Below are 25,944 nucleotides of genomic sequence, written 5' to 3' on the forward strand. Positions count from 1 at the left end.
TGCGCGCGAGCGGGAGGCCCGGCCCGCATCAGAAAAGCCGACCCTGTCCTTCCGCCTCGGGCTTGCCGCGCGGCTTGGGTTTCGGCTTGGACTTTTTCGGCAGGGCTGGTGTTTCCGGGGCGCGCTTGGAGGGTTTGCGATCGCCTTCGATCCGCGCGGCGCGTTCGCCATCGGCAAAGACGAGATCAATGCCCGCCCCTTCCATCAGCGAGGCGCCGGAGCGCACCAGCTTGCCGGCCCGGTCGCGCACCAGCACGAAGCCGCGCTTGAGGACGGATTGATGCGACAAGGCCTCAAGGCGCGCCGACCAGTTTTCCAGATCACGTTTGCGGTCGCGGCGGACACGCTCGGCAGCGGGTGCCAGGCGACCCGCCCGCTCGGCCAATTGCTCGCGCTTTTGACGCAGATCGCGCGTCAGGGCTGCCGGTTTCAAACCCGCAGCGAGGACCAGCAGGCGCCCGCGTTTCTCCGCGGCATGATTGAGCAGGGCCGGATCGAGCTTGTCGGCGACCATGTCAAAGCGCTGGCGCTTGAGTTCCATCAACGCCGCCGGGCGCGGCAGGGCCCGGGCGGCCGAGCGCAATTCGGTGCGCCGCCGCTCGATATGGCGCGACAGCGCCGAGACCAGGCGTCCCCCCAGCTGGTCGAGATCGGCTTTCAGTTCCGCGCGCACAGGCACAGCCATTTCGGCCGCCCCGGTCGGGGTCGGCGCGCGGCGATCAGAGGCATAATCGATGAGCGTGGTGTCGGTCTCATGGCCGACCGCCGAGATCAGCGGAATTTCGCTCTCGGCCGCGGCGCGCACCACGATTTCCTCATTGAAGCCCCAAAGGTCCTCGATCGAGCCGCCACCGCGGGCCACGATCAAGACATCCGGGCGCGGGATCGGGCCGTCTGCCGGCAGGGCATTGAAGCCGCGAACGGCTTCGGCGATCTGCGACGCAGCGCCCTCGCCCTGCACCAGGACAGGCCACAGGAGGACATGACGCGGAAAGCGGTCGCGCAAGCGATGCAGGATATCGCGGATGACGGCCCCGGTCGGCGAGGTCACGACCCCGATCGTGGTCGGCAGGAAAGGGATCGGCCTTTTGCGGGATGGCTCGAACAGGCCCTCGGCAGCGAGTTGTTTCTTGCGCTCTTCCAGCAGGGCCATGAGCGCGCCGGCGCCGGCCGGCTCCATGCTCTCGACGATGAGCTGGTATTGCGAGCGCCCCGGATAGGTCGAGAGCCGCCCTTCGATGACAACTTCCAGCCCTTCCTCGGGGCGGAAACGGAAACGTTGGGCCGTGCCCTTCCAGGCGATGGAGGCGATCACCGCCTTGTCATCCTTCACGTCGAAATAGACATGACCCGACTTGGCCACGACGACCCGGCCCAGCTCGCCGCGCACGCGGACATGGCCAAAGGCGTCCTCGACCGTCCGCTTGAGCGAACCGGCGAGCTCTGAAACCGTAAATTCGTGGATGTTTCCCGCGGGCGTATTCATGGCGACTCTGGTAAATCGGATTGCTCACTGCCGCAACGGGCCGACGGCGGTCGGATAGACTCGCGATTGTCCGGCGATTGCGCTAGGCAGTGCCCGAACATCGTTGCTTGGACGTATAGAGGCTCACATGAAGGTTCTGGTTGTCGGATCTGGCGGACGCGAACACGCCCTTGTCTGGAAGATTGCCCAGAGCCCTGAAGTCACCGCGATCCTGGCCGCACCCGGCAGTGCCGCGATCAGCGAGCTGGCGACCTGCCATGATCTCTCCGTCTCTGATCTGGATGGCCTGGTTGAGCTGGCCCGTCGCGAAGCCGTCGACCTTGTGGTTGTCGGACCGGAAAACCCGCTCTGCGATGGCCTCGCCGATCGTCTACGGCAGGCCGGCATCGCCACGTTCGGCCCGTCCAAGCTGGCCGCACGGCTGGAAACCTCCAAGGCCTTCGCCAAGGATTTCTACGCCCGTCACAATGTCCCCTCCGCCCGCTATGGCACTTTTTCTGATGCGGCCGAGGCCAAGGCCTTCCTCGACCAGTTCGAGCCGCCCTATGTGCTCAAGGCGGACGGCCTGGCCGCCGGCAAGGGCGTGGTCATCGTCTCTGATCGCGCCGAGGCCGAGAGCGAAGTCGATGCCTTCCTGTCCGGCAAGTTCGGCGATGCCTCGCGCACCCTGGTGATCGAGGAATTCATGGCCGGCGAGGAAGTCTCCATCTTCGCCCTGTGCGATGGCGACACCGTCCTCTATTGCGGCGCCGCCCAGGATCACAAGCGCGTCGGCGAAGGCGATGCCGGACCGAATACCGGCGGCATGGGCGCCTATTCTCCGGCCCCGATTGCCACCCCGGCCCTGATCGAGACAACGATGAAAACGATCGTCGAGCCGGTCGCGCGCGGTCTCGCCGCTGAAGGCTCACCCTTCCAGGGTGTGCTGTTTGCCGGGCTGATGGTGACCGCCGAGGGTCCCAAGGTCGTCGAGTTCAATATCCGTTTCGGCGACCCGGAATGCCAGGTCCTGATGATGCGGATCGAGACTGACATCCTGCCCTATCTGCAGGCCACGGCGACCGGCAAGCTGGCCGACATGCCAGCCCTGAGCTGGACCGCCGAACCGGCCATTACAGTCGTGATGGCGGCAAAGGGATATCCGGGCAGCTATGAGAAAGGCAGTGTCATTGGCGGTGTCGAGGCTGCCAACAAGATGGAAGGCGTGGTCGTCTTCGAAGCCGGCACGGCCCGCAATGCCGACGGCGAGCGCACAGCCAATGGCGGCCGGGTGCTGAATGTCACGGCCAGTGGCGAGACACTGCATTATGCCGTCGACCGGGCCTATGCCGCTGTCGACGAGATCGACTGGCCCGAAGGCTTCTGCCGCCGCGACATCGCCTGGCGGGCCCTCAAGACGCATTAGGGCAAACCGTGCACGCCGTTTGACTTCGTGGGTCTGGTCGTCATCTTCTTGCGCAAACACATGTTTGCGGGGAGGCAGACGAGATGCTGAAATCAGCCATGACCGCGATCGCCCTGATCGCGTCCACCACTCTTTCGACCGGCGCTTTCGCCCAGGACGGCAATGACGCGCTGACTGTCATCCATGCTGGCTGGCTCCTGGCCGTTCCGGGCGAAGACCCGGCCATGGAACAATCCATCCTGATCCGCGGCCAGCGGATTGAGGGGATTGAGGCGGGCTATGTCACGCCGGAGGGCGCCACCATCATCGACCTGACCGATGATTATGTGATGCCCGGCTTCATCGACAGCCATGTCCATCTGCAGTCGGAACTCGGCCCGGGCCGGCGTTTCAACGCCTTCACCATGTCGGCGGCCGACCTGGCCTTTGACGGCGCCGTCAATGCCAACACCACGCTGATGGCCGGCTTCACCACGGTGCAGGATGTCGGCGGTAATTTTGAAGCCTCGCTTGCCCTGCGTAATGCGATCGCGGATGGCGACATTCCCGGTCCACGCATGCGGGTGGCCGGTTCCGCGGTGACCCCGACCGGCGGCCATGCCGATATCAACGGCTTCTCGCTCGACGTGCTGCACATGTTCGCCAGCGAAAGCGCCTGCAATGGCGAGGCCCAGTGCCGCGAAGCGGTGCGCACACTGATCCGTGGCGGTGCCGATGTGATCAAGATCACCGCGACCGGCGGCGTCCTCTCCGACACGGCGGCTGGCGTCGAACAACAATTCTTCGATGACGAACTCGCCGCCATTGTCGAAGCCGCTCACATGATGGGCCGCCGCGTCACCGCGCATGCCCATGGCGTGACCGGCATCAATTCCTTCCTCGAAGCGGGTGGCGATTCGATCGAGCACGGCACTTATCTCGACCGTGAAAGCATCCGCCTGATGCGCCGCAATGGCGCCTATCTGGTTCCAACCGTGCTGGCTGGCGTCACCGTCGCCGAACTGGCCGAGACCGCCGATTTCATGACTGACAATCAGCGCGCCAAATCGCGCGAGGTCGGTCCGGTTATGCTGGAAATGGCGCGCCGGGCCCATGAAGGTGGTGTCACCATCGCTTTCGGCACCGACAGTGGCGTCTCCCGCCATGGCCTCAATGCCCGCGAGTTCGAGCTTCTCGTGGAGGCCGGGCTGACCCCGATGGAAGCGATTGTCACGGCCACCATCAACGCCTCGCGCCATCTGCAGATGGACAGCGATATCGGCACGATCGAAGCCGGCAAGCTGGCGGACATCATCGCCGTCGATGGCAATCCGCTGGAGAATATTTCCGAGCTTCGCGAGATGGGTTTTGTCATGCAGGGCGGCGAGGTTTATCGGGACTGATGAGCGAGATCGACGACAGCTTCTCCGGCACCAAGCCGGTCGTGGACGCGCTGGCCTTTGACGAGGCGGCGCTGGCCGAGTGGATGCAGGCCCATATTGTGGGCTATTCCGGCCCGCTGACAGTGGAACAGTTCAAGGGCGGGCAGTCCAACCCGACCTACAAGCTTGTGACACCGGGCAAAGCCTATGTCCTGCGCCGCAAGCCTCCGGGCAAGCTGTTGCCGTCCGCCCATGCCGTGGACCGCGAATTCCGCGTCATGAAGGCGCTCGGCGGTGCCGGTTTCCCGGCGCCGGTCATGCACGGGCTGTGCATGGATCGGGAGGTCGTCGGGACAGAATTCTACATCATGGATTTCGTCGAGGGCCGGATCTTCTGGGATCCGCTCCTGCCCGATCTCGGCAAGGATGAACGCGGCGCGATTTACGACGCGTCCAACGCCACCCTCGCCCACCTCCACGGCATTGATTTCGAGGCCGCGGGTCTGGGCGATTACGGCAAGCCGGGCAATTATTTCGAGCGCCAGATCGGTCGTTGGACCAAGCAATACCGCGCCGCCGAAACCTCGGCCGTACCGGCCATGGACAAGCTTATCGAATGGCTGCCCACGGCCGCGCCCGAGCAGGAACGCACCAGCGTCGTGCATGGTGATTATCGGCTCGACAACATGGTCTTCCATCCCACCGAGCCGCGCGTCATCGCCGTGCTCGACTGGGAGCTTTCGACCCTGGGCGATCCGCTGGCCGATTTCACCTATCAGCTGATGGGCTGGGTCATGCCACCGGAAATCCGCAACGGGCTTCTGGGCGTGGATATCGCCTCACTGGGCATCCCGACGGTGGAACAATACACCCAGTCCTATTGCGAACGGACGAACCGCTCGGGCATTCCGGCGCTGGATTTCTACTTCGCCTACAACATCTTCCGCCTGACCTCGATCATTCAGGGCGTCTATGCGCGGTCCTTGCAGGGCAATGCCTCAAACTCCCGCGCTGCCGAAATGGGCGCGGCTGTCGAGCCGATGGCAGAGGCCGCCTGGGGATTTGCCAAACAGGCCGGGGCTTGAAGCACGACCGACGGGCGGCGTCTCGGTCTTCCGTTCGCTCTACTCGTCCTTGGGCTGCTGCTTCGCGTGCTCGGCGATCACGGCAAGCGTTACAACAGTCACCATCAAGCCAGTGAAGACCATAAGCGGCCAGAGCGCGACCTGAATATCGCCAATCATTGCTTCATCTCCATGCGCCCGAGAAAGAAGGCACAGACCCAGCTTATCACGATCAGTGCGGATCCCATGAACAGAAAGCCCGGTCGGATCACACCGCTTTCTGCAAACAGTGACAGGCCAAGCGCTCCCAGGCCGACCGCCCGGCTTGATTGTTCCCAGCTTCTCCAAAGCGCGGCATTCGCGGAAATTTCGAAAAGTCGCCATCGCCCCACAGCCCTCCCGAGCCGCAACAGCACTCGCCTTATCCGCTCATCCCAATCGCGCATGCCCAAACACTACAAGTTCTGGTTATGTTCCGCAAGCGCCATACCCGCCTGCAGCACGCGCTCGTCCGTCTTGGCCAAGGCGATATAGTCCGGCCATGATCGCCGCCTTCATCCTGCTTGCAACCTTCGTCACCGCCTTCATTTCCGGCGTGTTCGGCATGGCGGGCGGGCTGATCCTGATGGGCGCGCTGGCGCTGGTCCTGCCGGTCGCCTCTGCCATGGTCGTGCATGGTGTAATCCAGAGCGTCTCGAATGGCTGGCGGGCCATCTTGCATCTCAAATGGATCGACTGGCGCATCCTGGCGATCTATCTCGCCGGCTCCGCCATCGCCGCCGGTCTTCTGGTCTTTGCCAGTTTTGAACTCTCCAAGCCCTGGCTCTTCATCATCCTCGGCCTGGTGCCGGCGGTGATCTGGCTGCCCAAACATATCCTTCACCTCGATGCCAGCCGGCCGCATCACGCGGTGGCCTGCGGCTTTGTCGTGACCGGGCTCAATGTCGTCGCCGGCGTCTCCGGCCCTCTGCTGGATGTCTTCTTCGCCGACACGCAGAGCGACCGGCGCAGCATTGTCGCCACCAAGGCTGCAACCCAGGTCATCAGCCATGGCGTCAAGATCGCCTATTACATCCTGCCCGCAATCGGCGCGGCGGGCCTGCCCTCGACCCAATGGCTCCTGGTCGCAGCGCCTCTCGCCATTCTGGGCACAACAGCGGGCGCCCGCTTCCTGGCGCTGATGAGCGATGTCCAATTCCGCCAGTGGACGAAATGGATCGTTTCCGTCATCGGCGCGATCTATGTCGTGCGCGGCACGCTCCTGCTAATCGGGTCAGCCTCATGATCATCACACCGCAGATTCGCGAAAATGCGATTGTCCGCCTGGAACCGCTCACCGAAGCCCATCGCGAGGCACTTCGCCCGCTCGCTGATGAGGCCGAGCTCTGGGCGCTGACCTCCCTGCGCGGTGATGGCCCGCATTTCGATGCCTGGTTCAACCTCATGCTGGGCAATACCCAAGCCGGGACGCAGATCAGCCATCTGGTCCGTCGTCAGAGCGACGGAGCGGCCGTCGGACATTCAGCCTGGCTCAGCCTCGCCCCGGAACACAAACGCCTCGAGATCGGCTGGACCTGGTATGGCCAGACCGCCCGCGGCACGGCCATCAACCCGGCCGCCAAACTCCTGCTTCTCGGCGGTGCATTCGAAGCCGGGGCGGAGCGGGTCGAGCTCAAGACGCATCATCTCAATGCCCGCTCGCAGGCGGCGATGACCAAGATGGGGGCGACCCGCGAAGGCACGCTGCGCCGCCACCTCCTGTGCTGGACAGGAGAGTGGCGCGACACGGTGTTCTTTTCAGTGCTGAGGCAAGAATGGCCCGGCGTCAAAGCCGGGCTGGAAGCGCGGCTGGCCTAGCCGTTGAGGCAGGTATCATTGAGGCCGACTATGCGACCGCTGCGTATCTCGATCTCGACCTGACCGGCCAGCGCCCCATCCGTCGCATAAACGCGCAAATCGGCAGGCGAACCGGCCGACAGGATAGCGCGGGTGCGGCCGGCATTGGCGGTGGAGGCACGGATAATGAGCGCACCCTCCGTGGCGGCCGGTTCGACACCCGGGCGCACAATGGCGCCGGAACGGCCGAGCTCGATCACAGCCTGACCGGTTTCCAGCTCGATTTCCGATCCGATCGCCGAAATCCGGCCCTGTTCGATCAGAATGTCCTGATGGTCCCACTCGCCCGACGCATCGATGATGGTGACGTCGCGAAGAAGGAGAGGTGCAGTCTCGCAAACCATCTCGGCAGCCTGGCTGGCGCCGGCGGCGAAAACGGCCAAAGAGGCCGCGAGACAAATTTTGATCAGTGCACGACGCATGAGTCGCTCCGCTTGGACGGCTCCTCTTCGTCCGACCACGGAATGAACTCAAGACAAGCTTTTATGACAGCTTGGCGTGAACGCGAATTATCGAAATATCGCCATCACTTCGCAGGCAATGTCGTGACAAAATCGGCCGTCATTCTCGCCCAGGCCGTCAGCGCTTCATCATCAAGGTCAGCCGGCCCATCGACGGTCACCCAGCCCTTCATCACACGACCGGTCAGGTCCATTTCCCGCGCGCCCGGCATGGCCAGGGCGGCGGCGTACTGATCGGGGCCGACCCGGACATGGAGCTGATCATTGGACGTACCGAAACTCATGTTTCCGCGGATCATCAGGGCAATACCCCCGAACATGCGCCGACGCTCCGGGCGTTGGCCGAGCGCGATGAGCGCGGTTTCCATTCGGTCGACAAGATCCGGATCAAACGCCATCGCGCGCCACTCCCTTGGCCTTGCGCCGGGCCCGGAAGAAATCTTTCAGCAGCGCCGAACCCTCGTCAGCCATGATGCCGGGCACAACGTCCGGGCGCCAGTGACAGCTTGGCTGGTCAAAGAAGCGCGTCCCCGAAACGACCGCCCCGCCCTTGGCATCGCTCGCGCCGAAGACCAGACGACCGATGCGGGCATGGCTGATTGCGCCGGCGCACATGGCGCAGGGCTCCAGCGTGACATAGAGTTCCAGACCGGTGAGCCGGTAATTGCCCAGCTTCGTCGCCGCCTCGCGCAAGGCGAGGATTTCGGCATGGGCGGTCGGATCATGGCCGGCAATCGGGCGATTATGGGCCTGGGCGATGACCTCATCCGTCGCCGGATCGACGATCAGCGCACCGATCGGCGCCTCGCCAGCCTCAGCTGCTGCTTGCGCCAAGCGTAGCGCCGCCGTCATAAAACGTGTATCGCGCGGGTCTGTCATACCGCGCGCGATAGAGCGCCTCTGCGAAAGGGTCAAGCGTGACCGGGACTGCCGACACTTCTGAACGTATTGCCAAATTCCTCGCCCGGGCCGGTGTGGCTTCGCGCCGCGAGGTCGAACGCATGATCGAGGGCGGGCGGATCAAGGTCGATGGCACGACGCTGGACACGCCTGCCTTCAAGGTCACGGGCAGTGAGACGATCGAAGTTGACGGCAAGCGCGTCGAGCCGCCGGCGGCGACCAAGCTTTGGCGCTATCACAAGCCGGACGGTCTGGTGACCACCCATGCCGACCCGGAAGGGCGCGAGACCGTATTCGACGCCATCCCCAAGGATCTCGGCCGGGTGATCTCGATCGGCCGCCTCGATCTGACCTCCGAAGGCCTGCTACTGCTGACCAATGATGGCGCCCTCGCCCGCGCCCTGGAATTGCCCTCGACCGGCTGGACGCGCCGCTATCGCGCCCGCGCCTTTGGCTCCATCTCCGAGTCGGCGCTGAAAGTCCTGCGTGCCGGTGTTACCGTCGAAGGGATCAAGTATGGCCCGATGGAGGTCGAGGTCGAACGCGAGACCGGCTCGAATATCTGGCTCGAAGTCGGCATTCGCGAAGGCAAGAACCGCGAGGTCCGCAAGGCCCTCGACGCGGTCGGCCTGCGCGTGAACCGGCTGATCCGTATCGCCTATGGTCCCTTCCAGCTGGGCCAGCTGGAGAAGGGCGAAATCAAGGCTGTGCCCTCACGCGTGTTGCACGACCAGTGCGGCCATCTGATCGATATGGGTGACGTGCCGACCGGCCAGGCCATCGCCAAGCCGCGCCCGGCCAACCGGGCCGGCCGCAAGCCGGGTCAGAAGCCGGGGCAAAAACCGGGCGCGCGCGCCATGGGCGGACCGGGTCAGCCCGGACGTCCCAAACGCGAGGTGGATGACAGCTTGCTTGAGCCGACCCTGAAAGGTCGGCCGCTGGACGCCAAATCCACCCGCGCCCGACGCGGCAAGGATGGCAAACCGACCGCCAAGCCCGCCCCGCGTCCCGGCGGGCCGCGTGGAAAAGGACCTCAGGGCAAGGGCCCGCGCAATCCCGGCGGCCGGAGCTAGAGCGATATGCGTATCGTCGGAGGCAAATTCCGCAATCGCGCCCTCATTGCGCCCAAGGGAAAGTCGACCCGACCGACCTCGGATCGGGCGCGCGAGAACATGTTCAACGTGATCGAACATGCTGACTGGTGTCCCTCCCTCGACGGCGCCCGCGTCGCCGACATTTATGCCGGCTCCGGGGCGCTGGGCCTGGAAGCGGTCTCACGCGGAGCGGCCTTCTGCCTCTTCATCGAGTTCGCGGCCGAGGCGCGCGGTGCCATTCGCGACAATGTCGACACGCTGCAGCTCTTCGGCATCACCCGCATCCATCGCCGTGACGCTACGGCCCTGGGCGAAAAACCGTCCAATCTCGGCGCCCCCTTCAACCTCGTCTTCCTCGACCCGCCTTACGGCTTCGGCCTGGGCCCCAAGACATTGGCCAAGCTGCTCGAAGGCAATTGGGTCAGCGAGGATGCGGTCGCCGTGCTGGAAGTCGGTGCCGAGGAAGAGCCGGAAACACCGGGCTGGACCTGCCAGGTGGAGAAAACCTATGGCGCGGCGAAGGTGTTGTTTTTGACTCGGAGGTAGGTCTCCTGACCTTAGACACACTTAACGCTCTGTCGGGTCGACGCCTTCGATCTGCTGCCTCAAGAAGCGGCGGACACTGCCAGTGCTTCCTGGTGGGAGAGTGGGATATAGAGTCTCCGTCAGCGGCGAGTTCGGCGAGGTGACCTGGACGACCAGAGGGGTGTCAGCAGTAGCTAACCGCGAAACCAAATCCAGCGAGAACTCCACATGTTGCTCTTCATCCATACGAATATGGACCGGCGTCGGGCGCGCGAAATCGATTGCGCTGAGATCGGCGTCCGGGGAGGGGCTGGCCCATCCAAATTGGAGCAACGCGAAATCAGGTATGCAGCGGCTGTCCTCCTGAAAGGCCGGTAGCACCCATGAAACGCCGTCACCTTGGGACTGCACTCCAATCCGATCATAACGCTCCGGGAAGGCGCGTCGGATACCTTCTAGGGCCAGCCTGCAAAACTCGCCCGGCTCCAGCCCTTGATCGGCTGGATTGAGTATGAAGAGATCAGCACGCTCATCCCAGATCGCATAGGACAACGGCATGTGTCCCAGCGCGCTTGGCAAGCGCAAAGACGAATCAAAAGAGACGATCGCAACGCGCGCGCCGGAGTCTGAGCGCCTCGTAGACGGGGCTTCATGCCAGACATGCTCGAACGCCAGTTCAACCCCGTCGAGGGTGATCTCAACGCGGTCCCGCCTGAAACCTGTGTTCAAATCCCAGTACGGCTCGCATGGACGCAAAAGGTCGAGAGGCTGCGCGCGCCCGGCTTCAAACATGACAATTCTTGACGTGCTGGAAGACTGGGGGGAAATCAGCGCAGCTATGACCGACTGCCGATCCGGCGCTTCAACGAGCTGGTAGATGTCCCAGACAGGGTTTGCATCCAGGAAGGCCTGCACGGCCTGAAGGACCGGCGTCTCCGTTTCGCCAATCGACCGAGCGCTGTGGAGCGGACGATCTCCAATTTCGGATGCGATTTCAGTCACGAGAGGAGAGATGCACGCAGCCATCTTGTCTTCTGTCCGGCGACAATCGAGGTCGATCGACACCACCTCTGGCACGGTGCTGCGGTTGACGGGGCGGCGTTGGCTGTATTGGACCTGATGCCTTCGACTGTCCTGAGGCGATAGGCTGGCAATCACCCGCTGCGCATCGGTTGAGAGAGCGATCTCGGTGAAGAAACAGGCCGCATAGTCAGTCGAATCTTCAAGCGCGACGCCCAATGGCAAGCTGGTGCTGCCTTTCAGCAGCATGGCCAAAACGAGTCCGATCAATTCACCCTCCCCGCGTTCTGTTCGAAGAAGCAATCATAGATGCAAGGATTCGCTTGTCCCAATTACTTCTGTCAGCAAGCGCGCGGCGATCGCCGCGCTGAGAACTCGGCATATAGGTCCCTGTGTTTTGCGATGATGTAGGATAGTTGCGCGAAGGAGGCCATTAGGTCTCTGCCTGCCTTCGCAGGTCATTCGGCGGGATGACACGGGAATGCTTGGTCCTGGTGCGGGCCGCCTTCCCTCTCCCAAGAGAGAAGGAAAGGGGCGACACAGCCGACAAATCGCCCTTGTTCGCTTGCCGGAAGGCCCGCCCCGCCTTGAGAATCCGGCGCTTGGCCCTATGTGAAAGACGACAAGCAACCAAAGGGGAGCCCGACATGCGCGTGGCCGACCTGCTTCTCGATATCCTGGCTGCACACGGCGTGCAGCAGGTCTATGGCGTGCCGGGAGACGCCATCAATGATTTCACCTTTGCGCTGGAAAAGCGTGATGACATGGAATTCGTCATGGTCCGCCATGAGGAAGCCGGGGCCTTCATGGCGTCGGCCCAGGCCAAGCTGACCGGTCGGATGACGGCCTGTATGGGCACATCCGGGCCGGGCGCGATTCATCTTCTCAACGGGCTTTATGACGCCAAGATGGATCATGCCCCGGTGATCGCGATCACCGGTCAGGCGCCGACCAAATTCGTCGGCACCGAATACCATCAGGAAGTCGCGCTTGAACGCCTCTTCTCCGATGTCGCCGAATACACCCGAACCGTGATGACGCCGGATCAATTGCCCGACGTAATGATCGAGGCCTGCAAGGCAGCGCTCGCCGGTCCCGGCGTGGGCCATATCGCCATCCCGTCAGACATTTCGGGGCGCTCGGTGAGCGCCTCGCGCAACACCTATGACCTCGGCGTGACGAATGCCCTGTCCATGCCATGCGCAGCGGCGCTCGACACGGCCAGCGAGCTGATCAATCAGTCGGACCGTATTGCCATCCTTGCCGGCATTGGCTGCGCTGATGCCCGCGAGGAATTGCTGGCCCTGTCCGAGCGAGTCGGTGCGCCGATCGTTCGCTCGCTGCGGGCCAAGGATGTCATCGACGAGGATATCGAAGCCTGTATCGGCGGGTTGGGCCTGCTGGGCTCCTCGCCCGGGAGCGCCGCGATGGCGAAATGTGACTGCTTGCTGCTGGCGGGTTCGGATTTCCCCTATATCGATTTCTTCCCGGACGACGCTAAGATCATCCAGATCGATTCCGCACCCACCCGACTGGGGCGCCGCGCAAAGGTGGATGCCCCGCTCGCCGGACATTGCCAGCCGACACTGGAAGCCCTGCTGACGCGCGTCGAGCGCAAGTCGGACCGCAGCTTCTACGACTCCATGCAGGCGAAGAAGACGGAGTGGAATCAGGAACAGGCTGAACGGCGCCAATCAGACGCGACACCGATCGCCCCCGAGCGCGTGATGCAGGAGCTCAACCGGATCGCCCCGACCGACACCATCTATACAGTCGATACCGGCACCTCGACCGCCTGGGCGGCACGCCATCTCATCGTCACGGAAGACCAGCGCTTCACGCTGTCAGGCGCCCTGGCCAGCATGGCCTTTGCCCCGTCCGGGGCGATCGGCGCCAAGTTTGCCTATCCCGAGCGGCCGGTCTGCGCGATTTCGGGCGATGGCGGTTTCGCCATGCTGATGGCCGATTTCATCACCGCCGTCCGCTATGACAAGCCGGTGGTCAATATCGTGCTCAATAACAGCAAGCTCGGCTTCATTGCCCTCGAGCAGGAAGCCAAGGGCCTGCCCGAGCATGCCATCGGTCTTGAGAACCCCGACTTCGTCGCCTTCGCCAAGGCGTGTGGCGGACATGGCGTCCGGGTGGAAGACCCGGACGACCTCGCCAAGGCCCTGCGCGACGCCTTCAACCAGACAAAGGCCAGCCTTGTCGAGATCATGGTGGATCCGGACGCGCTGATCATGCCGCCCAAGATCTCTGCCGAGCAGGCGATCAATTTCGGCATCGCAAAGACGCGTGAATTTCTGGGCTGACCGCGTGTCAGCCGGTCCGACTGGCGCCGACTATCGTCGCCCGAACAAGCGCTCGATATCGCTCAATTTGAGCTCCACATAGGTCGGACGGCCGTGATTGCACTGGCCGGAATGCGGGGTCGCTTCCATTTCGCGCAGGAGGGCGTTCATCTCCTCGCCAGTGAGGCGGCGGCCGGAGCGGACCGAGCCGTGGCAGGCCATGGTGCCGACCACGTCTTCCAGCTTCTCCTTCAGGGAGAGCGCCTGATCGTATTCGGCGAGATCATCGGCAAGGTCCCGGATCAGGCCCTGCACGTCGAGCTTCTTGAGGAGTGAGGGTGTCTCGCGCACGGCGATGGCGCCCTGGCCGAAAGCCTCAATGACGAGGCCCAGCTCCTCCAACTCTTCGGTGCGGTCAAGCAAGCGGCGCGCTTCGGCCTCGTCGAGATTGACGATCTCCGGCACCAGCAAGCGCTGCCGCTGGACGCCGGTCTCGGCAATCATCTTTTTCATGCGCTCATAGACGAGGCGTTCATGGGCGGCATGCTGATCGACAATGACGATGCCATCGCCGGTCTGGGCGACGACATAGGTCTCGTGCAATTGCGCCCGGGCGACGCCGAGCGGCCAGTCGGGTGGCGGTGTGGCAGATTGTTGGGCCGCGTCGAAGCCGGATTGAGGCGCCTCGCCCATCCCGGCGTCGTAAGCGGAGCCGTCCGGTTCGACACGCGCCGACATGCCGGGATCGAAAACGCGGTCCTGGACGGGTTCGGACGGCGGACGCGGAGCGCCCCAGCCGGCGAGGCTGGCGGTGTGGGACTGATAGCCGCCGGGTGGCGGTTGCGGGGGCTGATAGCCTTCCGGGCGCACCCGGCCCAGCGCGTAGCCGGCGACCGTGGTCGAGGCCCGATGTCCGGCGGCGGCCAGAGCGTGTCGCAGGGAGCCAACAATCAGGCCGCGCACGAGGCCTGCATCGCGAAAGCGGACTTCGGCCTTGGCCGGATGGACATTGACGTCGACCTGACCCGTGGGCAGCTCGACATTCAGCGCCACGACCGGATGGCGGTCGCGGGCGAGGAAGTCCTGATAGGCGCCGCGCACGGCACCGCCCAACAGCTTGTCGCGGACCGGGCGTCCATTGACGAAGAGATATTGGTGCATGGCATTGCCGCGCGAATAGGTCGGCAGGCTGGCAAAGCCGAATATCCGCACACCCTCACGCTCCTGGTCGACCTCGAGCGCGTTCTCGCCGAAATCCGCGCCGAGGATGGCCGACATGCGGGCAATGCGGGCCTCGGCGCCCTCACCGCGCTCGGCCGCGACCGACAGGCGCTTGCGTCCGTCCAGGGTGAGAAAGAAGCCAACATCCGGGCGCGACATGGCCATGCGCTTGACCACGTCCGTGATTCCGAGATTCTCCGAACGCTCGGATTTGAGGAATTTCAGGCGGGCCGGTGTGGCATAGAAGAGATCGCGCACCTCGATCCTGGTGCCGCCGCGCCCCAGCGGTGCCGCGGGGGCGATACCGTTGGTCTTGCCACCCTCGACCAGGATGGCCCAGGCATCGCCCGCCCCCTTGGCCTGGGTGGTGATCGAAAGGCGCGCAATCGAGCCGATCGAGGGCAAGGCCTCGCCGCGAAACCCCATGGTGGAGATATTGAGCAAATCGTCCTGCCCGTCCTCGGCGACCGGGAGTTTCGAGGTCGCGTGGCGCTCGATGCACAGCTCGAGCTCCTCCGGACTCATCCCCTTGCCATCATCCTCGATCAGGAGGCGGACCAGCCCGCCGCCCTCTGCGGTGATGTCGATCCGCTTCGCGCCCGCATCAAGGGCATTCTCCGCCAATTCCTTGACGACCGAGGCCGGCCGCTCGACGACTTCGCCGGCAGCAATACGGTTCACCGTCTCCGGTGGAAGGCGTCGGATAATGGGTTGGGTCATGGCCAAAGACATAGGGCCAGCCTCTTGGCTGGCCCTGAGTCGGTCAAGTGCGGTCGATCAGGTCAGCGAGCCCGCGCAGGACCCGCATAAGCCGATCAGAGACCAGGAAGCTTGGGCAGGAGACGGCGGTCGCGCTCGATCTCCACATCGCCACCACCGGTGACATTGTGGATGTTTTCCTGCGCGGCGGCCTCGGCAGAGGCATCCAGCGGGGTGGCATCGCCTTGCGGACGGTATTCGCCGTCACGCCAGAACAGCACCATGTCGGCAAATCCGCGATTCTTGCGCACCACGCTCGCCATCTCTCCATCAATGATGGAGCGGATAAACGGGTCGGCCGAACCGCCACCGGCACGGGCAACCAGCAGGGCTTCCGCATCGGAGCCTTCAAAATCACCCTGCGCGCCAAGCAGGGCCGCGCGGGCCTGCTGGTCCGGATAGATTTCGTCGGGACGCGGCTCACCGGGGCGCGGCGGACGCAGATTATATTCCGGCGGCACCGTCAACGGCGCGATGGTCACGGTGCGGAACTCGTCCGGGGTCGAGCGTTCGGCGCCGAGCGCGCGCGAGACATTGCTGCAGCCGGACAGGGCGATGGCCGCGGTGGTCGCGGCGAAAAGAGCAGTACGCAAACGCATCTCTGTGAGACTCCGAATTTGTGTTGGCGGGAGTTTAACCCAAAGCCGGGTCATCACTCCACCCCGCTATCATTAAGTGCCGCCCGGCTTGGGCTTTCGGTCATTGAGGAAGACGTCCAGCAGGATGGCGGCGACGCCGAGATTGATGCCCACATCTGCGATATTGAAGACGTAGGGAAAGTAAACATCGGAAAAATTTAGGAAATCGACGACAGCTCCAAAGGCGGCCCGGTCTATCGCATTGCCAAGGGCGCCACCGATAATGAAGCCGAACGCCACACCCTGAAGCCTGCGATCGGCTCGAATCGGGCCACGGTCCAGCAGTCCGGCGATCAGACCCAGCGCGACGAGCACGGAAAACACCACCAGCAGCCAGCGTCCGACCGGCCCGTCGGCTCCCAGAAGCCCGAAGCTGACACCCTTGTTCCAGACCATGGTGAGATCAAAGACGGGCGAGACCTCGATATGGCCGCATGTATTGGGCAGGGCCAGGCGTTCTGCACCCTCGGCGCGCTGAAAATCGAGACAGCCTGGCGGCGAGAAATTCAGCCCGACCAACACCCACCACTTGGTGAGTTGGTCGAGTACGAGGACAAGCGCAGCGATGCCAAGCCCGAGGCGCGGGACCGGCGACGCGGCGAAGCGCCGCCGGATCTCACGCGCCCAATCAGGCATTCTTCGCATCCCACCAGGCCACGGCCGCCGCATCACGCGGGCTCAGATCGGGATAGCGCTTGTCGGCACCGATCTCGGTCGAGTATTTCCACGACCGCGCGCACTTGGCGCCTTCGGCCCGGCCCGGAATGACGGCCACGTCGGCGACATCATCGAGACGGAAGGCCTCGCCCTCGGCAGCGCCGTCGACCAGATAGGCTTGGCTGGTGATGCCGATCTCGGCCAGGAAGTCATCGACATCTCCGGTCGTCTCGGCCGCCAGTGCAGCACGATAAGCCCCATCGGTGACATGCACACGCGGCGCCGCTTCCAGGCTGGAGCCGATCCGCTTTTCTCGACGCTCGACTTCCAGCGCGCCATTCACCACACGACGCAGGCGCCGGATCGTACGCCAATTCTCGGCCAGACTTCCGTCATGCCAGTCAGCCGGCGTTTTCGGGAACGTGCGCAGATGGACGCTGTCATCCTCGGACGGGAAGCGCGACAGCCAGGCCTCTTCCATGGTGAAGGGCATGATCGGTGCCAGCCAGGCGGTCAGGCGCATGAAGATCTCATGCATGACCGTGCGGCAGGCCTTGCGGCGGACGTCGTCCGGCCGGTCGCAATAGAGGCTGTCCTTGCGGATATCGAGATAGAAGGCCGACAGATCGACGACGCAGAAATTGAACAGCGCTGAATAGACCTTCTTGAAGTCATAGGCGGCATAACCGTCACGCACGACCTGATCGAGCTCATGCAGACGGTGCAGCATGAAGCGCTCGAGCGAGGGCATGCGGTCATGGCTGACATGCTCGATCGTCTCGTCATAGCCGTGCAGCGCGCCGAGCAGATAGCGCAGCGTGTTGCGCATCTTGCGATAGGCATCGACCGAGGTCTGCAGGATCTCTTCGGAGATACGCAGATCGTCGGTGAAGTCCTGGGCCGAAACCCACAGGCGCATGATCTCGATGCCGTATTTCTTGGCGATCTCGTTCGGCGCCAGCGTATTGCCGAGGGATTTCGACATTTTGCGACCATCGCCGGCCATGACAAAGCCGTGCGTCAGAACGGCGTCATAGGGGGCACGGCCGCGCGTTCCGGCGCTCTCCAGAAGCGAGGACTGGAACCAGCCACGATGCTGGTCGGAGCCTTCCAGATAGAGATCGGCCGGCCATTTCTGGTCCGCGCGCGGCTCCAGGGCAAAGGCATGGGTACAGCCACTGTCGAACCAGACATCGAGGATGTCGGTGATCTTTTCGTAGGCGTCCGCGTCATACTCGCTGCCGAGGAAGTCAGGCGCGGGACGCTCGAACCAGGCATCGGCGCCATCTTCTGCGACAGCATCGATGATGCGCTCATTGACCTTCGGATCGTTGAGCACGCGCGTCGTGCCCTTTTCCACGAACATTGTCAGCGGCACACCCCAGGCGCGCTGGCGCGAAATCAGCCAGTCCGGACGTTGCTCGACCATGGAACGAATACGGTTTTCCGAGATTTTCGGCGTGAAGGTCGTTTCGGCAATGCCCTTGAGCGCCTTCTCGCGCAGCGTGCCGCCGGATTTCATCGGCCGGTCGATAGCGACGAACCATTGCGGCGTATTGCGAAAGATGACCGGCGCCTTGGAGCGCCAGGAATGCGGGTAGGAATGCTCCAGCCGGCCCCGGGCGAGCAATTTGCCCTGTTCGACCAGATGCTCGATCACGGTCTTGTTGGCCGGACCTTCCTGTCCCTGCTTCTTGCCATCCAGACGGATGATGTTGAGACCGGCGAAGATCGGGACGTGCGGATAATAGGCACCATCCTCATCGACCATGTGCGGGACTGGCGCGTCCTTGTCATGCCACTCCGGGAATTCCATCCAGGCAGCATAGTCCTCGGCACCATGGCTGGGCGCGGTGTGCACGAAACCGGTACCGGCCTCATCCGTGACATGATCGCCCGGAAGGAGCGGCACGCCGTAATTCCAGAAGCGGTCGAGCTCCAGCAGCGGATGCGAACAGACGAAGCCGGACGGATCGATGGTATCGACCCGTTCCCAATTGCCGATCTTGGCCGCGGCCGCGGTCTCTTCCCAAAGCGCGTCGGCCACGATCAGGAGGTCACCCGGCATCGCCCAGGGCTTGAAATCGCCGCCATCGACGCCGGTGACCTTGTAGAGGCCATAGCTGATCTCCGGCGAATAGCAGATCGCGCGATTGCCCGGGATCGTCCAGGGCGTCGTCGTCCAGATCACGATATGAGCGCCGATACAGGATTTCGGGATCGCCGTTCCGTCCTTGCGGACACCGCGCACCGGGAAGCGGACATGGATCGTCGTGGAGATCTTGTCCTGATACTCGACCTCGGCCTCGGCCAGGGCCGTCTTCTCGACCGGCGACCACATCACCGGCGCCGAGCCGCAATAGACCAGGCCCTGTTCAACGAAGGCGAGGAATTCGCGCACGATGGCGGCTTCGGCCTCGAAAGCCATGGTGGTGTAGGGATCATCCCACTCGCCACTCACGCCCAGGCGCTGGAATTCGCCGGACTGGATACCGACCCATTCGCGCGCATACTCGCGACACTCGGCCCGGAATTCCTTGACCGGAATATCGTCTTTGTTGCGTCCCTTGGCGCGGAAATTCTGTTCGACTTTCCACTCGATCGGCAGGCCGTGGCAGTCCCAGCCCGGACGATAGGGTGCGTCAAAGCCCAGCATCTGGTGTGAGCGGACGACGATATCCTTGAGGATCTTGTTCTGACCCGTGCCGATATGAATGTGACCATTGGCATAGGGTGGGCCGTCATGGAGTACCCAGCGCTCGCGGCCCTGGCTCTCGGCGCGCAGGCGTTTGTACAGGTCGAGCTTGTTCCAGCGCTCGAGCCATTCCGGCTCGCGCTTGGGCAGGCCGGCCCGCATCGGGAATTCGGTACTCGGCAGGAAGAGTGTGTCGCGATAATCGCGGGTCGCGGCTTGGTCGCCGGACTTCGAAGGCGTGTCCGTCATCGGATCGGATCCTTGCGGTCTTTTGTCGTCATGGGTTCAAGGCAGGACATGTCCCGGAACCGCCCACATCACGCGGAACGGCCCGGGCCGGTAATTCGCCCGATGGCGGGGGTCGCGACGGACGCGCCCGAGCGTATGAACAGGGACATAGAGACCATGCCTCGCGTTTAACAGAGCCCGTCAGGCCGGTCCAGACAGGCGGCTCAGCGCCTTGCGCGCCGCGGCGGCGTCGGCGGCGATCTGGGCCTTCAGCGCGTCGAGCCCGTCAAACCGCTTCTCCGAGCGCAGATGATCGAAGAACTCGACGGCGATCGAGCGACCATAGAGATCGCCCGACCAGTCGAGCAGGTGAACTTCCAAAAGCTCGGTCGCACCATCGACCGTCGGGCGCTTGCCGATATTGGCGACGCCCGCAATCGTCGGCGCATCGCCATCAACGCCCACGCGCACGGCATAGACGCCGTAATCGGGACGGACATAATCACCCAGGGTGAGATTCGCCGTCGGGAAGCCAATGGTCCGGCCGCGCTGGTCGCCACGCTGGACGATGCCCTCAACCGCCCAGGGCGTCCCCAGCAGCGTCTCGGCTGCCTGCATGTCGCCATCATGGATCGCCTTGCGGATGCGGGTCGAGGAGACCTTGTCGGCGCCATTGCCATGTAATTCGGCAAAGGCGGTGGCGATGCCGCGCTCGGCGCAAAGGCGCGCAAGCTCGTCGGTATCGCCACTGCGACCCGTCCCGAAGCGGAAATCCTCACCCGTGACAATGCCGGCAATGCCCAGCCCGTCCGCCAGGATCGTCCCGACAAATTCGGCCGGCGTCATTTTCGCCATCTCCAATGAAAAAGGCAGGACATGGAGCTGGCTCACGCCCAAGCTTTCCAGGATGCGATTGCGGCGCGCCTCGCTCATCAGGCGGAAGGCCGGCGCTTCGGGTGCGAAGAAACGCCGTGGGTGCGGGTCGAACAGGGCCGCCCCCAGCGGGGCCTTCAGAGTCTCGGCCAGGCCCGCAGCCAGGGCAATGACATGTCGATGCCCCATATGGACACCATCAAAATTGCCCAGCGCGATGACGGCACCCCGGCTGTCATCCGGCAATCCGTTATGGCCGTGAAATATCCGCATCGCGGATCAAGCGTCCGCCGAACGGCGACGCTTGCGGACCATGACTTCCGCTTCTGCCTGCATGGTCAGCTTCTCGCCGACATAACAGGTACAGTCCATCACCGCCTTGCGAGACTTGAGATCGACCGACTTGACCTCGACGCGGGTCTTCACCTCGTCACCGATCCGGGTCGGATGAAAGAAACGCATGTTGAGGCCCAGGAAGATCGCGCCCGGTCCGGGCAGCTGGTTCCCGAGCACCCCGGAAATATAGGATGCAACCAGAGCACCATGCGCAATTCGACCACGAAATGGCGTCTTGCGGGCGAAATCCTCGTCCATATGGACCGGATTATAGTCGCCAGACACTTTTGCAAACAGTTCCAAATCCTCCTCAGTGACAGTCCTAACTGCCTCTGCGGATTGCCCAATTTCCATTTCTTCGAGAGCGATAGCGCGCGCTTCAGACATGGCTGACTCCATCTTTGTACCCGCTTTAACCGATTTTTATCCGCGAATGTCTAGGGTCCTCACTGAAGACAGCGGAACAAGCTGTCCTTGTGTAAACGCGCCGAGTGGATGGAGACTAAGCATGGCTGTCGATATGACGATGCCGATCCTGGTCGTGGATGACTACAAAACCATGATCCGCATTATTCGCAACCTGCTCAAGCAGATCGGGTTCGAGAATGTGGACGAGGCCGCCGATGGCCAGGAAGCCTACGCGAAAATGCAGGAAAACAAGTACGGTCTGGTGATCTCAGACTGGAACATGGAGCCCATGACGGGCTACGAGCTCCTGCAGAAAGTTCGCGCGGATGAGAGCATGAAGGCGACGCCCTTCATCATGGTAACCGCAGAATCCAAGACCGAGAACGTGGTCGCGGCGAAACGGGCCGGTGTAAACAACTACATCGTGAAGCCCTTCAACGCCGGAACTCTCAAATCGAAGATGTCAGCAGTTCTCGGCGACTTCTAGTCGCGTGATGAACAGCTTCACCCTCGTTTGAGTCTGCAAAGGAAGGAGGGCCCCATGCCCGCCGCCAATGTTGCCGCGCAAGTCCGCACCTCGCTAGCCTCCCTGAAGGCCAGTGATCTGCAGGATGCCCAGATCATGGAAGTCCTGAAGCTGGCACACCAGCTGACGGATACGATGAAGCTGTTCTTCAGCTCCCTCGACCAGTCGATCTGCCAGGAATTCAACTATATCGCGGACTATATCTCCCGCACTCGCGACGAGATTGCCGCCCTGCGGCCGAACGATATCAAGACCCAACGCATTCCCACCGCCGGCCAGGAACTCGAGGCTGTCGTCGGGGATACCGAACGGGCGACCGAAACGATCATGAGCGAGGCGGAAGCCGTGCTCTGTGACGAAGAAGCCGACTATGACGCCTACCGCGCCAATGTCGAAGCCCGGATGATGACCATCATCGAGGCGTGCAGCTTCCAGGATCTCGCCGGCCAACGCGTGTCCAAGGTCGTGACCTCGCTGCGCCACGTGGAAAACCGCGTCTCCCGCTTCGCCGAAGTCATGGGTGTGCGTGACGCGGATCAGGTCGTCGAAGAGACCGAGGAAGAAAAGCGGGCGCGCGAGCAATTGCTCAACGGCCCCGCGATCGGCGGTCCGGAAACCAGCCAGGACGACATCGATGCGATGTTTTCCGATGCGGCCCCGGTGTCCGATCTCGACCAGGACTCGATCGACTCCCTGTTTGACTGATCGACCGGGCGACTACCAGGTAAGCTGCGCCGCCACATAGCGCGCAGCGACACCGTAATCCTTCAGCGCGGCGGCGGCTGTCTCGATATCGAGGCGGCCGCCGTCAAGCGTTTCACCCAGGATTCCATCGGCGATGAAGAGGCAATCGACGCCGGCGCGCGTCGCGCCGTCGACATCGGTCTCAGGCCCGTCACCGATTGCCAGCACCCGGTCCAGATGAACCTCCACCCCTTGCGCTTCCAGCGCTCTCCGGGCGAGCCGGTAGATCGGCCGGTGCGGCTTGCCGGCCACAATGCTGTTCCCCCCCATCTCGCGGTAATAGCGGGCGATGGCCCCGGCGCAGAAGACCAGTCGATTGCCCGATTGCACGACAATGTCCGGATTGGCGCAGACCAGATCCAGGCCCCGTTCCAGCGCACGCCGGAGGACCGCGTCATAATCCTCAGGCTTGCCGTTGAAATAATCGTCCGGCCCGGTACAGGAAATGAAATCGGCCTGTTCGATATCGGTGAATTCCAGATCGAGACCGGAATAGAGGCTGCTATCGCGCTCCGGACCGATATTGAAGGCGCGTCCGGGCGTGCGCCTGACCAGCTGGGCATGAATGGCATCGCCCGACGTGACCATGGCGTCGGTCGCCGCGTCGGGCAGGCCCATATCGGTGAGGAAATGCGCCAGGCTGGAACTGCGGCGCGGCGAGTTCGACACCAGACAGACACGCCCCCCGCTCTCGCGAAACCGGATCAGGGCGTCGACGGCATCGGGTAACAGGTCGGTACCGTCACGGATGACGCCCCAGACATCGCAATAGAGCGTGTCATAGCGGTCGCGGAGCGGGCCGAGTGTGGCGAGTTCAGGCAGCATGGCCTGCTTGAAGCAGGCGCGTGCGCGGCGGTCAATCGCGCGCTGTGGCGCAACACCACGCTGCGAAAGACACGGTGGTGGTGGATTCGCGCCATCTCGCTCCTACCCGCGCAAGATATGCCCCCTGCTCGACCTACTCTTGCCGAGGCGGCCGCCGAACCAGGACGGACCACACAATCAGCGCGATCAAGGGAAACAGGACAGGGCCAAACTGCAGAAGCCCGCCTGTCATGATCTCAGGCAGAAGCTGCTCCTGACCCAGGAAGAAGGATCCTGCCGCGATAAAGAAGGCTGTGCACATCCGCCAGAGGTGACGCACAATACGCGGCGCACCGACAATCGAGCCACGCATCAACATGCGGGCATCGCCATAAACGCCCGCAAGACCCGCAACGATGAACACGACAAAGGCTTCAGGAGGTGCGCCATCCACCGTGCCGCTGGGGTTGGACAGTCCTTGGTACATGAAGAGCAGGCCAGCGGCGAAAGCCAGCATGGCGACAACCAGTCCGGCAATTTCCGGCGCGCCGGTCAATCTTCCATCACGCCGCGACGCCCGCCAGGACGTGAGCAGCAGGTAGAGCGACAAAATGCCGGCGATCGTGTTGGGTCGCTGGCCGGTCTCGAGGAAAGGCGCCACCCCGGCACCGACCAGAAAGGACACGAACATGGACACAAAGAACACGCTCCCGGCTGTGCGGTGAACCCGTCGGCCCTTTGGCGCGAGCACGGCGATGGCGCCCGAGACCAGCCCTACCGCCCCGCCGCCAATATGTGCCCAAAGCAGCAGGTCGGCCCCAAGTCGCAAGGCAAGCGGGGCAGTGGCATCAAGCCGAAGACGATCGGGGTAGGCCGGTTCAATCAGCAAGAGCGGCAAGACGAGCCAACCCAGCACGAGCATTGAGACCAGACCGGGCCAGGTCAGTTTTCCAAATATCGGCATGATCGCGCCCTCGGAGGGGTTGGGCCGCGCAGGTCGTGCCAGAAGCGCTGCCAAGGGATGATGAACAGGAAGGGAATTGCCAGCGCGCAGGCAAACAGGGTTTCGATGGTCGACGCGTCCAGCGTCCCGTCGAGCCAGCGCGGCAGCGCCACTGACAGGGTCCAGATCGATTTCCAGACCACCTCGAACACCAGGATTGGCAGCATCTTCATCGGCACCCACAATCCCAGCAGGGAGAAAAGAGCCAGAGCGCCGAGAAGGGCGTTCACAACCCCGTCCATTAGCGGAGCGGAGGCGGATTGGGTGAGGATGGCCGGCCCGATAGTCAGGCCCAGGCCAGCAAGCAGTAACAAGAAGCATCCGCGAAGAAGGATACTCCGAAGCGGGGATAAGGGTTTCATGGAACTCCACTCGTCTTTACACGGTTGCCGAGACTAGATTGCGGCAATGTGGCGGCCCATGATCAGCGGTAACAAAGATCATTGTCGGCAAATACGGGATGTCGATGGGATGGGTCAGCGCACGGTGGCCAACGGACTAATCGCCAGCCTGGTGAATTTCGCCGAAGCACGCGGAGCGGCTCGCATTGAGCTTCTTGAAACGGCCGGCATGGGCGCGCTCGACCTGTCGGACCCGGACGGTCGAACCCCGCTGGCCCTCTACATCCGCGCGCTCTCGGAAGCGCGCACTTTGCTGAATGATCCGGGGTTCGCGCTGCGCTGGGCCTCATCGACTGGGATGGCGGATATTTCCATCCTCGGCCTCATCATGGAAGCCTCCCGGACCATGGGAGAGGCCTTCGTGCAGCTGCAGCGATACGAGCGTCTCGCGATGGCCGTCGACAGACAGGGGGCAAATGTCCCGCGCTATATTCTGGAGCACCGTGGCGGCCGCCTGTTCATGGTCGAGAACACACCCGCCGCGCAAGTCGTACCCGAATTGACCGAGATCGGCTTTGCTCGGCTGACCTGCGGGCCCCGGCGTTTCCTGGATCAGGCTCATGTCCTCGGGGTCGAATTCACATTCCCACGGCCGGGCCATGGCGCGCTTTATGACACTGTTTTTCAATGCCCGGTGCAATTCGCAGGGACGCGCAATGCCCTCGAGCTTCATCCGGCAACAGCAGAATGGCCGGTGAACAACAAGCCGGGAAACTTATTCGGCGTCCTCGCCGACCGGGCCGACCGCCTGCTCGACAAGCTCGTGAATGACGCCAATGTCACGCAAAGGTTGGAACGCTGGCTCATTGAACGCATGCACACCGGCGAACTTCGTGCAGATCTCGCCGCGCGTGAGCTGGGCTTCAGCCGTCAGACCCTGTTTCGTCGCCTGCGAGACGAGAACACCACCTATTCAGAAACCCTGATCAATGCTCGCCGACGCGCGGCCGAACTCTACCTGCAGGGGCGACGCTCATCGATTGCCGACATTGCATACCTGGTAGGCTTCTCCGACGCAGCCGCCTTCTCACGCGCCTTCAAGCGATGGACCGGACAGAGCCCACAGGCCTATCGAGAACACACCTGATACGCGGTCTATTCCTGGCCCTCAGACAGACCGCTACGGCTCGGTTCGGCCTGATGCGAAC

At 63.2% G+C, this 25,944-nt stretch carries 26 protein-coding genes; 11 read left to right on the forward strand and 15 right to left on the reverse strand.

Going from position 1 to position 25,944, the window contains the following annotated elements; genetic code table 11:
• Positions 1-28: 28 nt before the first annotated feature.
• The gene (xseA, locus tag Q0X62_RS02075) at positions 29-1,486 is read right to left on the reverse strand and encodes an exodeoxyribonuclease VII large subunit (RefSeq protein ID WP_297731083.1); all 1,458 of its coding nucleotides are present in this window, start codon (positions 1,484-1,486) and stop codon (positions 29-31) included.
• A gap of 127 nt (positions 1,487-1,613) precedes the next feature.
• Here xseA and purD point away from each other — a divergent pair, with 127 nt between their 5' ends.
• The 3 genes from purD (at position 1,614) to Q0X62_RS02090 (ending at position 5,337) form a co-directional block, all read left to right on the forward strand.
• A complete protein-coding gene (gene purD / locus Q0X62_RS02080) occupies positions 1,614-2,891 on the forward strand; it encodes a phosphoribosylamine--glycine ligase (protein ID WP_297731085.1) in 1,278 nt (425 codons plus the stop codon).
• A gap of 83 nt (positions 2,892-2,974) precedes the next feature.
• Positions 2,975-4,273 carry an amidohydrolase family protein gene (locus Q0X62_RS02085; RefSeq protein ID WP_297731087.1) on the forward strand — a complete coding sequence of 433 codons (1,299 nt, stop codon included), beginning with the start codon at positions 2,975-2,977 and terminating at the stop codon, positions 4,271-4,273.
• Entirely contained in the window at positions 4,273-5,337 is a 1,065-nt protein-coding gene (locus Q0X62_RS02090; protein ID WP_297731089.1) for a phosphotransferase, read from the forward strand. The genes Q0X62_RS02085 and Q0X62_RS02090 overlap by 1 nt, the downstream gene beginning before the upstream one ends.
• Positions 5,338-5,492: 155 nt before the next feature.
• Here the strand turns inward: Q0X62_RS02090 and Q0X62_RS02095 are convergent, their stop codons facing one another.
• On the reverse strand, positions 5,493-5,762 hold the full coding sequence (locus tag Q0X62_RS02095) for a hypothetical protein (protein ID WP_297731090.1): 270 nt from the start codon (positions 5,760-5,762) through the stop codon (positions 5,493-5,495).
• A 95-nt stretch (positions 5,763-5,857) separates the two neighbouring features.
• Between Q0X62_RS02095 and Q0X62_RS02100 the strand changes: the two genes are divergently transcribed.
• Both Q0X62_RS02100 and Q0X62_RS02105 read left to right on the forward strand, forming a co-directional pair.
• The gene (locus Q0X62_RS02100) at positions 5,858-6,601 is read left to right on the forward strand and encodes a sulfite exporter TauE/SafE family protein (protein WP_297731092.1); all 744 of its coding nucleotides are present in this window, start codon (positions 5,858-5,860) and stop codon (positions 6,599-6,601) included.
• Positions 6,598-7,173, forward strand: a complete 576-nt coding sequence (locus Q0X62_RS02105) for a GNAT family protein (RefSeq protein WP_297731094.1) — start codon at positions 6,598-6,600, stop codon at positions 7,171-7,173. The genes Q0X62_RS02100 and Q0X62_RS02105 overlap by 4 nt, the downstream gene beginning before the upstream one ends.
• Here the strand turns inward: Q0X62_RS02105 and Q0X62_RS02110 are convergent.
• From Q0X62_RS02110 to tadA, 3 genes are all read right to left on the reverse strand, one after another.
• The gene (locus tag Q0X62_RS02110) at positions 7,170-7,634 is read right to left on the reverse strand and encodes a hypothetical protein (RefSeq protein WP_297731096.1); all 465 of its coding nucleotides are present in this window, start codon (positions 7,632-7,634) and stop codon (positions 7,170-7,172) included. The two genes, Q0X62_RS02105 and Q0X62_RS02110, sit on opposite strands and share 4 nt — an antisense overlap.
• 104 nt (positions 7,635-7,738) lie before the next feature.
• Entirely contained in the window at positions 7,739-8,071 is a 333-nt protein-coding gene (locus tag Q0X62_RS02115) for a TfoX/Sxy family protein (protein WP_297731098.1), read from the reverse strand.
• Positions 8,061-8,525 carry a tRNA adenosine(34) deaminase TadA gene (gene tadA, locus Q0X62_RS02120; RefSeq protein WP_366946093.1) on the reverse strand — a complete coding sequence of 155 codons (465 nt, stop codon included), beginning with the start codon at positions 8,523-8,525 and terminating at the stop codon, positions 8,061-8,063. Before tadA ends, Q0X62_RS02115 begins: the two co-directional genes overlap by 11 nt.
• Positions 8,526-8,590: 65 nt before the next feature.
• Between tadA and Q0X62_RS02125 the strand changes: the two genes are divergently transcribed.
• Both Q0X62_RS02125 and rsmD read left to right on the forward strand, forming a co-directional pair.
• Positions 8,591-9,646, forward strand: coding sequence for a pseudouridine synthase (locus tag Q0X62_RS02125; protein WP_297731100.1), 1,056 nt, complete (start codon positions 8,591-8,593; stop codon positions 9,644-9,646).
• A 6-nt stretch (positions 9,647-9,652) separates the two neighbouring features.
• Complete coding sequence (gene rsmD / locus Q0X62_RS02130; protein ID WP_297731101.1) at positions 9,653-10,213, forward strand: 16S rRNA (guanine(966)-N(2))-methyltransferase RsmD; 561 nt, start codon at positions 9,653-9,655, stop codon at positions 10,211-10,213.
• 21 nt (positions 10,214-10,234) lie between these two features.
• On the opposite strand, the gene Q0X62_RS02135 is transcribed toward rsmD, so the two are convergent.
• Entirely contained in the window at positions 10,235-11,482 is a 1,248-nt protein-coding gene (locus Q0X62_RS02135) for a hypothetical protein (RefSeq protein WP_297731103.1), read from the reverse strand.
• A 377-nt stretch (positions 11,483-11,859) separates the two neighbouring features.
• Between Q0X62_RS02135 and Q0X62_RS02140 the strand changes: the two genes are divergently transcribed.
• Positions 11,860-13,524 (forward strand): thiamine pyrophosphate-dependent enzyme, encoded by a 1,665-nt coding sequence (locus Q0X62_RS02140; protein ID WP_297731105.1) that lies wholly within the window; start codon positions 11,860-11,862, stop codon positions 13,522-13,524.
• Positions 13,525-13,554: 30 nt separating this feature from the next.
• Here Q0X62_RS02140 and mutL read toward each other — a convergent pair whose 3' ends face one another.
• From mutL to Q0X62_RS02170, 6 genes are all read right to left on the reverse strand, one after another.
• A complete protein-coding gene (gene mutL / locus Q0X62_RS02145; protein WP_297731107.1) occupies positions 13,555-15,444 on the reverse strand; it encodes a DNA mismatch repair endonuclease MutL in 1,890 nt (629 codons plus the stop codon).
• A gap of 95 nt (positions 15,445-15,539) precedes the next feature.
• Positions 15,540-16,082, reverse strand: coding sequence for a DUF3035 domain-containing protein (locus tag Q0X62_RS02150; protein ID WP_297731109.1), 543 nt, complete (start codon positions 16,080-16,082; stop codon positions 15,540-15,542).
• Positions 16,083-16,154: 72 nt separating this feature from the next.
• A complete protein-coding gene (gene lspA / locus Q0X62_RS02155) occupies positions 16,155-16,757 on the reverse strand; it encodes a signal peptidase II (protein WP_297731111.1) in 603 nt (200 codons plus the stop codon).
• Positions 16,750-19,722 (reverse strand): isoleucine--tRNA ligase, encoded by a 2,973-nt coding sequence (gene ileS / locus Q0X62_RS02160; RefSeq protein WP_297731113.1) that lies wholly within the window; start codon positions 19,720-19,722, stop codon positions 16,750-16,752. Before ileS ends, lspA begins: the two co-directional genes overlap by 8 nt.
• A gap of 180 nt (positions 19,723-19,902) precedes the next feature.
• Entirely contained in the window at positions 19,903-20,847 is a 945-nt protein-coding gene (locus Q0X62_RS02165; protein ID WP_297731114.1) for a bifunctional riboflavin kinase/FAD synthetase, read from the reverse strand.
• A gap of 6 nt (positions 20,848-20,853) precedes the next feature.
• A complete protein-coding gene (locus tag Q0X62_RS02170; protein ID WP_297731116.1) occupies positions 20,854-21,297 on the reverse strand; it encodes a MaoC family dehydratase in 444 nt (147 codons plus the stop codon).
• A gap of 121 nt (positions 21,298-21,418) precedes the next feature.
• Here Q0X62_RS02170 and Q0X62_RS02175 point away from each other — a divergent pair, with 121 nt between their 5' ends.
• Positions 21,419-21,805, forward strand: coding sequence for a response regulator (locus Q0X62_RS02175; protein WP_075188872.1), 387 nt, complete (start codon positions 21,419-21,421; stop codon positions 21,803-21,805).
• Positions 21,806-21,859: 54 nt separating this feature from the next.
• Positions 21,860-22,549: a protein phosphatase CheZ gene (locus tag Q0X62_RS02180; RefSeq protein ID WP_297731119.1), complete on the forward strand. Its 690-nt coding sequence runs from the start codon at positions 21,860-21,862 to the stop codon at positions 22,547-22,549.
• A 12-nt stretch (positions 22,550-22,561) separates the two neighbouring features.
• On the opposite strand, the gene Q0X62_RS02185 is transcribed toward Q0X62_RS02180, so the two are convergent.
• The 3 genes from Q0X62_RS02185 to Q0X62_RS02195 form a co-directional block, all read right to left on the reverse strand.
• On the reverse strand, positions 22,562-23,413 hold the full coding sequence (locus Q0X62_RS02185; RefSeq protein ID WP_297731121.1) for a TIGR01459 family HAD-type hydrolase: 852 nt from the start codon (positions 23,411-23,413) through the stop codon (positions 22,562-22,564).
• Positions 23,414-23,546: 133 nt separating this feature from the next.
• Positions 23,547-24,356, reverse strand: coding sequence for a hypothetical protein (locus tag Q0X62_RS02190; RefSeq protein ID WP_297731123.1), 810 nt, complete (start codon positions 24,354-24,356; stop codon positions 23,547-23,549).
• Complete coding sequence (locus Q0X62_RS02195; RefSeq protein ID WP_297731124.1) at positions 24,335-24,709, reverse strand: hypothetical protein; 375 nt, start codon at positions 24,707-24,709, stop codon at positions 24,335-24,337. The genes Q0X62_RS02190 and Q0X62_RS02195 overlap by 22 nt, the downstream gene beginning before the upstream one ends.
• 157 nt (positions 24,710-24,866) lie before the next feature.
• Between Q0X62_RS02195 and Q0X62_RS02200 the strand changes: the two genes are divergently transcribed.
• The gene (locus Q0X62_RS02200) at positions 24,867-25,883 is read left to right on the forward strand and encodes an AraC family transcriptional regulator (RefSeq protein WP_297731126.1); all 1,017 of its coding nucleotides are present in this window, start codon (positions 24,867-24,869) and stop codon (positions 25,881-25,883) included.
• Positions 25,884-25,944: the final 61 nt, after the last annotated feature.

Source organism: uncultured Maricaulis sp. (assembly GCF_947259345.1).
GTDB lineage: Bacteria > Pseudomonadota > Alphaproteobacteria > Caulobacterales > Maricaulaceae > Maricaulis.